Origin of the sequence: Arthrobacter sp. KNU40, assembly GCF_051515115.1 — a bacterium.
Taxonomy (GTDB): Bacteria; Actinomycetota; Actinomycetes; order Actinomycetales; family Micrococcaceae; genus Arthrobacter.
Window position 1 is genome coordinate 4,856,808 of record NZ_CP195850.1, and the last position, 12,030, is coordinate 4,868,837.

Consider the following 12,030-nt stretch of genomic DNA (forward strand, 5'->3'; position numbering starts at 1 on the left):
CGGGAGCAGTTCGTTCACCCCACGAATGCGGTTCGACCGACCGGCCTATTGTGTCTCTCTCAATATCTGAGGCAGGAACCCCATCTGGTCGAGGCGCCACGTCAGCAATGGTGTCAACTCACTCGGCACCAGGCGGAGGCGGTATGTCCTCCTACCGTCGCCAATCGGCTCGATGACGCCTCGATCAAGGAGCTTCCGGATGTTCTGGCTACGCGTTGCAGCCGAACCCGGGAAAGCGGATTCAAGATCGGCGGCTTTCACCTCACCCTTCTTCGCGACGATGAACAGGGCGGTTGCTTCATTCACCGTGAACCGGGCTGTCTGCAGTCCTCTTCGCAAAGCGAGCAGTAGAAGTTCTTCCGTGACGAAGCCCTGGGTCCCCAACATCGAAAGTTTCCTCATGTCACCCAGGAGTCCCTCCAGGACATACGTAGACCACCGGACGAGCGCCGCTGGCTCTAGCGAATCCGCATCCTCGAGACGTTCGTAGTAGAGACTTCTGTTTTGGCCAAACACGGCAGTAGGGTTCAGCCCGCGGTAGCCGGCGGCGTCGGAGAACCCGTGTCGCCTCATCGCCGCATACGTGAGGAGTCTTCCAACGCGCCCGTTTCCGTTCCCAAATGGATGAATCCATACGAAGCGGTGGTGGGCTAGAGCGATCTTCAGCAGTTCAAAGTTTTGCTCGACATCTGCATTGATGAAATCCAGGAGTGAAGTCATGTCACTGTGGACATCACCCGGAGGGGGCGGGCGATGGGCAGATCCGCTGATGGTGACATCGCTCAGCCGGTATGCGCCAGGCGTACGATCGCCCTCACGCTCCAGCCCTGCAACCGATATTCGATGGATTTCCCGAACAAGTCCGTGTGTCAGCGTGGTTCCCGGGCTCACCGTTGCATCGACGAAGGCCGTTGCTTGTTGTAGCTGAACGATCTCTTTAACGCCATCATTCTGGTGCACATCGCCATAGCGCTCGGCCCGTTCCACGCCCGCCACGACGTCGACAATCGATGCGCGGTTTCCCTCGATGCGCGCGCTCATGATGTTCGACATCAGCTGGAAGAGGTCCTTCAACTGCGAAAAGACCGCTGGATGCGTCGTTCCGTCGCCCATGTCGCTACGAATCCGTTCAAGCTCAATGATGGCCTTGGCCAGCGGGGAACTGAACAGGAAGTCGGGAAACTCGATGGGCTTCATCGCATCAGCATTTCGCCAGGGTATTCATAACAATTAAGACTATGCCCGGCCATGCCCCTAGAAATCAACCCACTCGCCGCCATGAGAGCGTCAGGCAATTAAATTTGAGGCATTCAGCTTTTAAGTCGAAGGCCCCCAACAAGCCAGCGAATCTTGACACCGCCCTGTGACCCGTGCCATATTCATAGAGTGAACCTGTCAGACAGCCGGACAGCCGGACAGGCCGCCACTGGACAGCCAGCCGTCAGCCAGAAAGCTGCAGCTGGCCAGCGCACCGCCACAAGCGGCGCCGTCCCCCGGCCGGCCCAAGTGGCGCGGCCATCAAGCTCCCGGCCCCTCGCCCGCTTCAGTGCAGCGGAAGCCGTGTTCAGCGCCATCCGCCAGGACATCGAAGGCGGAACCGTGGAAGTGGGGGCAAAACTCAGCTCTGAAGCCACCTTGGCCACACAGTACGGCGTGAGCCGCTCGGTCATACGTGAGGCGCTCCGCTCGTGCACTGCGCTCGGGCTGACGGTGACCAAGACCGGCAAAGGCACGTTCGTCGTAGCGGACCGGGTGGCCAATGACCTCACACTCGGCCAGTACTCGGCACGGGACCTTAACGAGGCACGCCCGCATATCGAAGTCCCGGCAGCCGGCCTTGCGGCGAAGCGCCGCAGCCCGGAAGACCTTGAACACCTCAAGGAAATCGTGGATTCAATGGCAGCCGAGACCGACCCTGAGACCTGGGTCAGCCTCGACGCCAGCTTCCATTCTGCCATCGCCCGCGCAAGCCGCAATAAGGTCTTCGAAAGCGTTGTCGCCGACATCCGCGAAGCCCTGGCCCATCAATCCGAAACCTTGAACATGGTGGCCGACCGCCAGCATGTTTCAGACGATGAACACCTCCGCATCGTCGAAGCCATCGAAGCAGGCGACGCCCCCGCCGCCGAAGCCGCCATGGCCGACCATCTCAGCGCCGTCAGCGTTGCGTTGGACACCATCCTCAGCAAATGATCCACCAACTGAAGGAAGTCATGCCCACCCCGCATGCAACGCGCACCGCTATGCCCGCCACCACCCCGGCAGCAGCCATTCCAACCACACCACGCCATGTCCCCCTCGCGGAACAGACCCGCGACGGCTTGGTCGAGAGCATCCACTACGGCTCCCTTATCGCCGTCGGGCCGGACGGCGAAACACTCCTAGAAGCCGGCCAGCCCGACGCCGCGTTCTACCCACGGTCCTCCCTCAAACCGCTGCAGGCGGTCGCCATGGTCCGTGCGGGACTCAAGCTTCCTGAGAACCTCCTCGCCCTCACCGCGGCAAGCCACTCCGGCGCCGCGATGCACCTCGACGGCGCCGCACGCATCCTCGAAATGCACGGCCTGGACAAAAGTGCGTTGGAAAACAGCACCGACCTCCCTTACGGCACCGCCGAGCGCGAAGCATGGCTTCGCGACGGCGGCACAGCCACCCAGCTCGCACAGAACTGTTCCGGCAAGCACGCATCCATGGCCGCCACGTGCGTGATCAACGGCTGGCCGGTCCAGGGTTACCTGCACCCCGAACATCCCCTCCAAATGCTTGTGAAGGACACCATCACTGAACTCACGGGCGAAGACGCCGCGGCCATTAGCACCGACGGTTGCGGCACCCCGCTCTTTGCCCACAGCCTGCACGGCATGGCCCGGGCCTATGCCCGAATGGCCGCAGCGGACAACACTGAAGCGGAGGGCCAAGTAGCCCACGCGATGCGTGCCTTCCCCGAGATGGTGGCTGGCGAGGGGCGCGACGTCACAGCGATCATGCGCGCGGTTCCCGGACTGCTCGCCAAGGACGGTTTCGAAGGCCTCCAGCTCATCGGCCTGCGGAACGGCACCGGCGTCGCCATCAAGATTTCCGACGGCGGCGACCGCGCCCGCATGCCCGTCACCGTCCGCGTCCTTGAGGAACTGGGGCTCGACGGCGGCCAGCTCGCCACGCTCGCCAGCGCTCCCGTGTTGGGCGGCGGGCGTCCTGTCGGCGTGCTCCGTGCCGCGAACTTCCTCGCATCCAACTGACTTCGACTGAGTCGAACTGACGCAGCCAAACAAGCACAAAGACCAAAGGACAGCAATGACATCTGCCGTGCACTCCACGACAATTCCAGAGTTCCGCTCGGAACATGATCTCCTCGGAGACCGCGACGTCCCTGCTAATGCCTACTGGGGCGTGCACACACTGCGTGCCATCGAGAACTTCCCCATCACCGGCCACCCGCTGGCCAGCAACGCCAACCTCGTCAAGGGCCTCGCCGCAGTCAAGCTCGCCGCCGCGCGCACCAACCGCGACCTCGGCCTCCTGGACGACGAACGGGCGGACGCCATCGAGCAGGCCTGCCAGGACATCCTGGACGGCAAGCTCCACGAGCAGTTCATGGTGGACGTCATCCAGGGTGGTGCCGGCACCAGCTCCAACATGAACGCCAACGAGGTTATCGCCAACCGGGCCCTTGAAATCCTTGGCCACCCGAAGGGCGACTACGCCAGGCTGCACCCGAACGACCACGTCAACTTGAGCCAGTCCACCAACGACGTGTACCCCACAGCCGTCAACCTGGCCACCATTTTCTCCGTCCAGGGCCTTCTTTCGGCTCTTCAGGAACTCCAGGTCGCGTTCGCAGAGAAGGGCGAGGAATTCCGCACCGTGGTCAAGATGGGCCGCACGCAGTTGCAGGACGCCGTACCCATGACCCTCGGCCAGGAATTCGGCGGGTATGCCGTGACTGTGGGCGAGGACCGGGCTCGACTGGCCGAGTCCCAGCTGCTCATCCACGAGATCAACCTTGGCGCCACTGCCATCGGAACCGGCCTGAACGCCCCGGTTGGATACGCCGCAGCAGCCTGCGGGCACTTGGCTGAGATCACCGGCCTGCCGCTCGTCACGTCGGTCGACCTCATCGAGGCCACCCAGGACGTGGGCGCGTTCGTCCACCTCTCGGGCGTGCTCAAGCGCGTCGCCGTCAAGCTTTCCAAGATTTGCAACGATCTCCGCTTGCTGTCCTCCGGACCGCGTGCGGGACTGGGCGAGATCAACCTCCCGGCTGTGCAGTCGGGATCGTCCATCATGCCAGGCAAGATCAATCCGGTGATCCCGGAAGTGGTCAGCCAAGTGGCCTATGAAGTCATCGGCAACGATGTCACTGTCACCATGGCGGCCGAAGCCGGACAACTCCAGCTGAACGCCTTCGAGCCGATTATCGTCCACAGCCTCCACAAGAGCATCTCCCACCTGGAAGCCGCGTGCCGCACCCTCACGTCGCGCTGTATCCAGGGCATTACCGCGAACACCGAACGCCTGCGCCTCACGGTAGAGCAGTCGATCGGACTCGTCACGGCACTCAATCCGCACATCGGCTACGCCTCCGCCACAGCCATCGCGCAAGAAGCGCTGGCAAGCGGCAAGGGCGTCGCCGAGCTCGTTCTCGAACACGGCTTGCTGACCTCGGAGCAGCTCGACGAGCTCCTCCGCCCCGAACGCCTGGCTAACCTCAGCAACTAGGCTGAGCCGCGCAAAACGACCCACGACGGCGGCCCCCGCCGGCCGTCGTCGGGCCTGAACGCGCAAAAAAACCAGGCCGGACGGCGAGATCCGGACCCCCAACAGGACACCCCCTAAGGATTCCCATGACCAATGCACCCATCACGGACCACACGGTCCCGCCACAGGCGCACGCCACTGAAAAGCTCCTCCACGCCGAGGACAAGGGCTATCACAAGAGCCTGAAGCCGCGTCAGATCCAGATGATCGCAATCGGCGGCGCCATCGGCACCGGCCTGTTCCTGGGTGCCGGCGGCCGTCTCAACGCTGCGGGCCCCTCCCTCGTCATCGCGTATGCGGTCTGCGGCTTCTTTGCCTTCCTGATCCTGCGCGCCCTCGGCGAACTCGTGCTGCACCGCCCGTCGTCGGGCTCCTTTGTCTCCTACGCCCGCGAGTTCTTCGGCGAGAAGGCTGCGTTTGTCTCCGGCTGGTTCTACTGGATCAACTGGGCCACCACCACCATCGTCGACACCACCGCGGCGGCCCTCTACATGAACTTCTTCGGCAAATATGTCCCTTGGATCGGCGTCGTCCCGCAGTGGGCCTGGGCACTTATCGCGCTTCTGGTGGTGCTTTGCCTGAACCTGGTCTCGGTCAAGGTCTTCGGCGAAATGGAGTTCTACTTCGCCCTGATCAAGGTGGCTGCCCTGGCGGCGTTCCTAGTGATCGGCACGTACTTCGTCATCTTCGGCACGCCGGTACCGGGCCAGGAAGTGGGCTTCAGCCTCCTCGCGGACCACGGCGGGATCTTCCCCACCGGCATGCTGCCCATGATCATGCTCATGCAGGGCGTGCTGTTCGCCTACGCCTCGATCGAGCTCGTGGGTACCGCCGCGGGTGAAACGGAGAACCCCGAGAAGATCATGCCCAAGGCCATCAACTCCGTGGTTTTCCGCATCGCCGTCTTCTACGTGGGTTCCGTCATCCTGCTGGCGCTGCTGCTCCCGTACACCTCCTACGTCAAGGGTGTCAGCCCGTTTGTGACCTTCTTCGGCCACATCGGCGTGCAGGGCGTGGACGTGATCATGAACCTCGTGGTCCTCACCGCTGCCCTGTCCTCGCTGAACGCGGGCCTGTACTCCACCGGCCGCATCCTGCGCTCCATGTCCGTGGCCGGTTCCGCTCCGAAGTTCGCCCAGCGCATGAACAAGGCCGGTGTCCCCTACGGCGGCATCGCCATCACGGCCGGCGTCTCCCTGCTCGGCGTCCCACTGAACTACCTCGTACCGTCCGACGCCTTCGAGATCGTCCTGAACGTCGCCTCCGTGGGGATCATCGTCACCTGGGCCACCATCGTCCTGTGCCAGATGCAGCTCAAGCGCTGGGCGGACAAGGGCTGGCTGATACGTCCGTCCTTCCGGATGTTCGGCGCCCCCTACACCGGTTACCTCTCTCTGCTGTTCCTCTTGGGCGTGCTGGTGATGGTGTTCATCGACTCCCCGCTCACCATGCTTGTCACGGCCATCGCCTGTGCGCTCATCGTGGTTGGCTGGTACCTGTGCCGCAAGCAAATCCACGAACTCGCAGCGGCCCGCGACGGCTTCACGGGCAGCTCTCCCGTGATCGCCAACCTGCCGGTTGCTGGTGCAGAGGACAAGATCTAGCCCTTCAGTATTCAGTGCCCGACGGCGGCACCTGAGGTTCCGTTCGCGCGGAACCCGGGTGCCGCCGTCGTGCGTTAGGTCCCCCAACTGACTCGCAGTTGTTGTCGTTTAGAGGCCTCAAAACGACAACAACTGCGAGTTAGTTGGGTGCCAGACATCGGATCATTCGCCGTTAGGATGTAGCCATGGCTGTCACAGATGAAGCGATCAGCAAGATCAAGGACATGCTGATCCGCGGGGAACTCAAGGCCGGGGACCGTCTCCCGCCGGAGAAGGAACTGAGCGAGCGGCTCGGCCTCTCGCGAAGTTCCCTGCGCGAAGCCGTCAAGGCCCTCGAACTCATTCGTGTCCTGGACGTGCGGCGTGGGGACGGCACTTACGTCACGAGCCTTGACGCCAAGTTGCTCAACGAGGCAGTAGCGTTCGTCGTTGATCTTCACCAGGACCGTTCCATCCTGGAACTCTTTGAGGTCCGACGAATCCTGGAGCCCGCCACCGCGTTCATCGCAACAGGCAAGATGACCCCGACGGCGCTCACGGCCTTGCGCGCCACGATGGACGGGATCGACGAGAATACCGACGTCGAAGAACTCGTTGCCCACGACCTCGAATTCCACGGCATCATCACCCAAGCCGCCGGAAACGACTACCTCGCCGGACTGCTCGAGGCTCTCTCCAGCAGCACCGTCCGGGCCCGTATTTGGCGCGGCTTGACCCAGGAAAAGGCTGTGGCTCACACCCTTGCCGAGCACAAGGCCATCGCGGACGCCTTGGAACGCGGCGACGCCGAGCTGGTCAGGGCACTCGTCACGGTCCACATCAGCGGCGTCGAAAGCTGGCTGCGCCAGGCGCTCTAGCGCGCCGGTGCTTAGCGCCGAAGCCCATACGCCCGCACCGCGGTTCCCTCACGGAACTCCTGGCGCTCCGTTGAATTGAGCTCCCCGGCAAGTTCCAGCAGCACTTCCAGGGTTCGTCCGTACGGAGCACCCAAGGTACTGACGGGCCAATCGCCACCGATCATGAGCCGTTCCGGACCGAAGGCATCCAGCGCTTCGTCCCACAGTGGACGCAACGCCTCGGCAGTGTAAGGAATCCCCGGCAAATGCAGGCCGGATACCTTGGCCACAGTGTTGGGCAGCTTGGCCAAGGCCCGGAAATCGGCACGCCATAAGTCCATCGCCGCAACATCGGCCAACGGCGGCTTCCCGAGATGGTCCAGCACGATGGTCAGCTCCGGGAGCTCCCGGGCCAGCTGGACAGTACGTCCGAGGTGCCTCGGAAAGGCGTCCGGTACGTCGAACGCCAATCCGTGGCTGGCGAGCATGCGCAAGGAATAGCGGACTGCAGGCAACTCGAGGAAGTCGTCCCTGGGGTCGTTATGGACCAAGTGCCGCACGCCCCGGAACGCGGGGTTCCCCAGGAACCGATCCAACTCCTGCTCCGCTTCGGCGGGCCTGTCGAGCGGAATCCAGCCCACGACGCCGAGTACCCAGGCGTTGCGGTCGGCGGCAGCGAGCATGGACTCGGTATCCGCGACGGTGTCGTCAGCCTGGACGAGCACTGCTCCCCCGACGCTCGCCGCGTGCAGGGTTTCCCGGGCCTCGGCTTCGCCGTAGCTGCGGAAGAGTCCGCCGTGCTGCGGGCCAAGCCACTCATAAGCCTCCGGCGCAAGCTCCCACAGATGCAGGTGGGAATCAATCACCCCGCCACACCTGCCAAAGCCGCCCACAGACCTTCGGGCAGATCCTCATTCATCCGCGCTGCGTTGGTGGACACTTGCTCCGGGTTGCTCGCCCCAACTGTCACGTTCACGACGCCCGGGTGTCGCAGGCTGAACTGGAGTGCCGCCGTCGGGAGTTCCACTCCGAAGTCGCGGCACACGTCGGCGAGTGCCCGGGCACGCTCCACCAGCGCGCGCGGGGCACGCGCATAGTTGTAATGCGCATCCTCGGGGACCTCGGATCGCGCCAGCAGGCCGGAGTTGAACACGCCCACGTTCACGACGCCGGTGCCGCGCGCCACGCAGCGGTCCAGGAGCGGAACACCGGGCTGCTCAAGCAAGGTGTACCGTCCGGCGAGCATCACCAGGTCCAGATCCGCGGCTTCGACGCATTCGAGTGCGGCTTCCGCCGAGTTCGTCCCGACGCCGATAGCCTTCACCAGGCCGTCCGCACGCAGCTTTTCCAGTGCGGGCAAGGCTTCGCCGATCCCCTTGGTGAGGTCATGGACATCCGGATCATGCAGGTAGGCGATATCCACGTGGTCCAGGCCGAGGCGTTCGAGTGATTCCTCGATGCTTCGGCGGATGCCTGCTTCGGAAAAGTCCCACTGGCGCTTGCTCGTTGCCGGGACGTCGAAACCTTCGTCGTCCTTCGCGCTGGCTCCGGCCGCATTCGGTTCCAGCAACCGGCCCACCTTGGTGGACACGGTGAACTCAGTCCGGGGCTTCTCCCTCAGCACGGCACCAAGCCTGCGCTCGGACAGTCCCAAGCCGTAATGCGGGGCGGTGTCGAAGTAGCGGACCCCGGCATCCCAGGCCGCGTTGACAGTGGAGGCTGCTTGGGCGTCCGGCATGGCACAGTACAAATTGCCGATGCCGGCGGCGCCGAACCCGAGCTTGCCCAGCTGGCCATCCCATCGCGCGCCGCTCATGCCAGCTCCCATACCAACGGGATGCCCGAGTCATTGCCCGAATAGTCATCTTGGACGTCCAGAAGCTCCGCCATGCGGGCTTGCCACGGGACATTGGCCGGATGGTCCGCGAGCGCCCGGCGCATGGCTTGGTAGTCCGTCACCTCAACGAGGTGGAAGAGGTCCTGGCCGCTGCGCCAGATCCGCCAATTGCCCACGCCGGCGCCCTTCAGGGCAGCGACGAGTTCGGCGGGGATCCCCGCATGGGCATCCGCGTAGTCCTGTTCGGCACCCGGTTTGAGCCGGGTGTGCAGGGCGATGGTTTCCGGCACGCTACACCCCGGGCTTCAGGAAGAGTTCGACGACGGGCACCGTCACGTCGGGTCGCTGGACAGGCAGCTTCAGTGTCAGGGTACCCGCCGGTTGCCCTCCAGGGGTGGTGTTGATTGCCGCCCGGTCCGGTGAGATCTCAAGCATCGCGACTTCGGAGGCATCGTTGAGCAGCTGGGCATATTCCACCTTGCCGGCGAGTTCGGGGAGGTGGACGTATTCGAACGGCCACGCAAACAAGTGCACGTAAAGTCGGTCCCCGCGGCGCGTATACCGGGCGTCCGCGGGCGGAGTCCATGCCGCGGGTCCGGCTCCGTAGATGGCCCGGGAATGCAGCTTCATCCAGTCACCGATGCCTCGGAGCGACTCCACGGCCCTCCGATCGAAATTTCCCCGGCCCGTGGGGCCGACGTTGAGGAGCAGGTTGCCGTCCTTGGACACCCCATCCACAAGCATCCGCACCAGCAGATCCACGGACTTGTAGTCCAGGTTGTCCCGGTCATAGCCCCAGCTGCCGTTCAGGGTCTGGCATGCCTCCCAAGGCACCTCGACGCCGTCCACCACCATGGGACCGGACGGCTGGTACTGCTCGGGCGTGGCGAAGTCGCCGGGAATGTCCAGGCGGTCGTTGACGATGATGCCGGGCTGAAGCTCCCGGACCATCTTCAGGAGTTCCACCGAACCCCACGCCTCGCGGCCCTTGCCGCCCCAGATGTGCTTGTGGTCCTCGCTGGTGTAGGAGAAGTCGAAGAAGAGGTAGTCGATCTGGCCGTAGTTGCTGAGCAGCTCGCGTACCTGGCCATGGAGGTATTCGCGGTAGCGGGCCATGTCGCGGCCCACGTTGAGTTTTTCGGCGTCGGGGTTGTCCCGTTCGGGGTGGAATCCGTCGATTGTGAAATCCGGGTGGTGCCAGTCAATGAGTGAGTGGTAGAAACCTACCTTCAGGCCGAACTCCCGCAGCGCCTCGACGTATTGGGCCACCAGGTCTTGGCCGGATGGCGTCTTGGTGGATTTGTAGTCGGTGAGCGCGGAGTCCCAAAGGCAGAACCCCTCGTGGTGCTTGGTGGTCAGCACCACGTACTTCATCCCAGCACCCTTCGCGGCACGGGCCCATTCCCGCGGGTCGTAGAGATCCGGGTTGAAGTGCTGGAAGTACTTCTCATATTCCTCGGCAGGAATGCGTTCGCGGTTCATGACCCACTCATGCCGTGCCGGCAGGGCATACAAGCCCCAGTGGACGAACATGCCGAACCGGGACTCCGTGAACCAAGGTGCTTGCTTTATCAACGGGATTCCTTCCTCGTGTCCGCGGCCCACATCGGGCCGTCGGGAAAGCTGTAGTCGGCCAGCGTGCCAGCAACCATTTCACCACCGGCACCGGGCGCCGAAGGCGGCCAGTAGCAGCCGTCGTGGACATCCACCGGAGTAACGAAGTGCTCATGCAGATGGTCGACGAACTCAATCATCCGACCATTCTTGTCTCCGGAAACCGCCACGAAATCGAACATCGACAAGTGCTGGACGGCCTCGCAGAGACCCACTCCGCCTGCGTGCGGGCAGACGCGGACGCCGAACTTCGCGGCAAGAAGGAGGATCGCGATGTTCTCGTTCACTCCCGCAACCCTCGCCGCGTCCAACTGCAAGACCTGCAGGGATCCCGCCTGCAGCATCTGCTTGAACATCACACGGTTCTGGACATGCTCACCCGTGGCCACGGGGATCGGCGCCACGCCCCGGGCAATCGCGGCATGGCCGAGGACGTCATCGGGACTGGTGGGTTCCTCGATCCAGGCAATGCCATAGGGGGCCAGGTGCGCCATCCAGTCAATGGCTTCCTGAACGTCCCAGCGTTGGTTCGCGTCCACCGCGATCTTGATATCCGGCCCCACGGCATCGCGTGCCGTGCGGACGCGACGGATGTCGTCTTCCAGCGAGGCCCCCACCTTGAGCTTGATCTGCCCGAAACCGTCCGCGACGGCTTCCTTGGCCAGACGCACAAGCTTGTCGTCGCTGTAACCCAACCAGCCCGGCGTCGTGGTGTAGGCGGAGTAGCCTTCCGCGAGAAGCGCTGCCCTGCGGGCGGCGCGCCCCGGCTCCGCCGTCCGCAATATTCCCAGCGCATCCTCAGGAGTGAGCGCATCGCTGAGATACCGGAAGTCCACGAGTGCCACGATCTCCTCGGGACTCATTCCGGAAAGCAGCTCCCACAGCGGGAGCCCGGCCCGCTTGGCCTTGAGGTCCCAAAGCGCGTTGACGACGGCGCCGATCGCCATGTGCATCACGCCCTTTTCGGGACCGAGCCAACGTAGTTGCGAATCGTGGGCAAGAAGCTTCCAGGTGCCGCCCATGTCGCCGAGCAATTCTTCGACGTTGCGGCCCAGGATGTGGTGGCGGAGTGCCCCGATCGCCACCGCCTCCACCTCGTTCCCGCGCCCGATGGTGAAGACGAAACCGTGGCCTTCGTGACCGTCATCGGAGTCGGTACGGATCACCAGATATGCCGCCGAATAGTCCGGATCCGGATTCATGGCGTCCGATCCGTCCAGTTCCTGGGAGGTGGGAAAGCGGATATCGAAGGTGTCCACCGCGGTGATGACGCTCATTGTGCTCCTTGCTTGGCAGCAGGTCGTTTGCTGGGATGAGCGTAAACATCCGATGTCTGCATTGTCAATGGGTCACATTTCCGTATTATGGAGAGCAACAGCAG

Annotated in this window: 11 protein-coding genes; 5 read left to right on the plus strand and 6 right to left on the minus strand. The window is 63.6% G+C overall.

The features are described 5' to 3' along the window. Nucleotides 1-45: 45 nt before the first annotated feature. Nucleotides 46-1,197, minus strand: coding sequence for a Fic family protein (locus tag ACSKT0_RS22615; RefSeq protein ID WP_437771717.1), 1,152 nt, complete (start codon nt 1,195-1,197; stop codon nt 46-48). Nucleotides 1,198-1,386: 189 nt separating this feature from the next. Here ACSKT0_RS22615 and ACSKT0_RS22620 point away from each other — a divergent pair, with 189 nt between their 5' ends. The 5 genes from ACSKT0_RS22620 to ACSKT0_RS22640 all read left to right on the plus strand — a co-directional run bounded on the left by ACSKT0_RS22620 (nt 1,387) and on the right by ACSKT0_RS22640 (nt 7,219). Beyond that, on the plus strand, nt 1,387-2,193 hold the full coding sequence (locus ACSKT0_RS22620) for a FadR/GntR family transcriptional regulator (protein WP_437771718.1): 807 nt from the start codon (nt 1,387-1,389) through the stop codon (nt 2,191-2,193). 20 nt (nt 2,194-2,213) lie between these two features. Next, nucleotides 2,214-3,239, plus strand: a complete 1,026-nt coding sequence (locus tag ACSKT0_RS22625; RefSeq protein ID WP_437774098.1) for an asparaginase — start codon at nt 2,214-2,216, stop codon at nt 3,237-3,239. 55 nt (nt 3,240-3,294) lie between these two features. Further along, entirely contained in the window at nt 3,295-4,719 is a 1,425-nt protein-coding gene (locus ACSKT0_RS22630; RefSeq protein ID WP_437771719.1) for an aspartate ammonia-lyase, read from the plus strand. Nucleotides 4,720-4,844: 125 nt separating this feature from the next. Beyond that, a complete protein-coding gene (locus ACSKT0_RS22635) occupies nt 4,845-6,362 on the plus strand; it encodes an amino acid permease (RefSeq protein ID WP_437771720.1) in 1,518 nt (505 codons plus the stop codon). Between the two features lie 185 nt (nt 6,363-6,547). After that, a complete protein-coding gene (locus ACSKT0_RS22640) occupies nt 6,548-7,219 on the plus strand; it encodes a FadR/GntR family transcriptional regulator (RefSeq protein WP_236813453.1) in 672 nt (223 codons plus the stop codon). Nucleotides 7,220-7,230: 11 nt separating this feature from the next. Here ACSKT0_RS22640 and ACSKT0_RS22645 read toward each other — a convergent pair whose 3' ends face one another. From ACSKT0_RS22645 to ACSKT0_RS22665, 5 genes are read right to left on the minus strand one after another with little or no spacing between them, the layout of a single operon-like run. Beyond that, nucleotides 7,231-8,064, minus strand: a complete 834-nt coding sequence (locus ACSKT0_RS22645; protein WP_437771721.1) for an amidohydrolase family protein — start codon at nt 8,062-8,064, stop codon at nt 7,231-7,233. Next, nucleotides 8,061-9,014: an aldo/keto reductase gene (locus ACSKT0_RS22650; protein WP_437771722.1), complete on the minus strand. Its 954-nt coding sequence runs from the start codon at nt 9,012-9,014 to the stop codon at nt 8,061-8,063. The genes ACSKT0_RS22645 and ACSKT0_RS22650 overlap by 4 nt, the downstream gene beginning before the upstream one ends. Then, a complete protein-coding gene (locus ACSKT0_RS22655) occupies nt 9,011-9,325 on the minus strand; it encodes an L-rhamnose mutarotase (RefSeq protein WP_437771723.1) in 315 nt (104 codons plus the stop codon). The genes ACSKT0_RS22650 and ACSKT0_RS22655 overlap by 4 nt, the downstream gene beginning before the upstream one ends. Nucleotide 9,326: 1 nt before the next feature. Then, a complete protein-coding gene (locus tag ACSKT0_RS22660) occupies nt 9,327-10,610 on the minus strand; it encodes an alpha-L-fucosidase (RefSeq protein ID WP_437771724.1) in 1,284 nt (427 codons plus the stop codon). After that, nucleotides 10,607-11,926 (minus strand): L-fuconate dehydratase, encoded by a 1,320-nt coding sequence (locus tag ACSKT0_RS22665; protein WP_437771725.1) that lies wholly within the window; start codon nt 11,924-11,926, stop codon nt 10,607-10,609. Before ACSKT0_RS22665 ends, ACSKT0_RS22660 begins: the two co-directional genes overlap by 4 nt. Nucleotides 11,927-12,030: the final 104 nt, after the last annotated feature.

What these genes read in the sequence shown, in the direction of transcription:
- ACSKT0_RS22635 (WP_437771720.1), top strand. Translation starts at nt 4,845, where the DNA reads ATGACCAATGCACCCATCACGGACCACACGGTCCCGCCACAGGCGCAC.
- ACSKT0_RS22650 (WP_437771722.1), bottom strand. Translation starts at nt 9,014, where the DNA reads ATGAGCGGCGCGCGATGGGATGGCCAGCTGGGCAAGCTCGGGTTCGGC.
- ACSKT0_RS22615 (WP_437771717.1), bottom strand. Translation starts at nt 1,197, where the DNA reads ATGAAGCCCATCGAGTTTCCCGACTTCCTGTTCAGTTCCCCGCTGGCC.
- ACSKT0_RS22630 (WP_437771719.1), top strand. Translation starts at nt 3,295, where the DNA reads ATGACATCTGCCGTGCACTCCACGACAATTCCAGAGTTCCGCTCGGAA.
- ACSKT0_RS22665 (WP_437771725.1), bottom strand. Translation starts at nt 11,926, where the DNA reads ATGAGCGTCATCACCGCGGTGGACACCTTCGATATCCGCTTTCCCACC.
- ACSKT0_RS22640 (WP_236813453.1), top strand. Translation starts at nt 6,548, where the DNA reads ATGGCTGTCACAGATGAAGCGATCAGCAAGATCAAGGACATGCTGATC.
- ACSKT0_RS22625 (WP_437774098.1), top strand. Translation starts at nt 2,214, where the DNA reads ATGCCCACCCCGCATGCAACGCGCACCGCTATGCCCGCCACCACCCCG.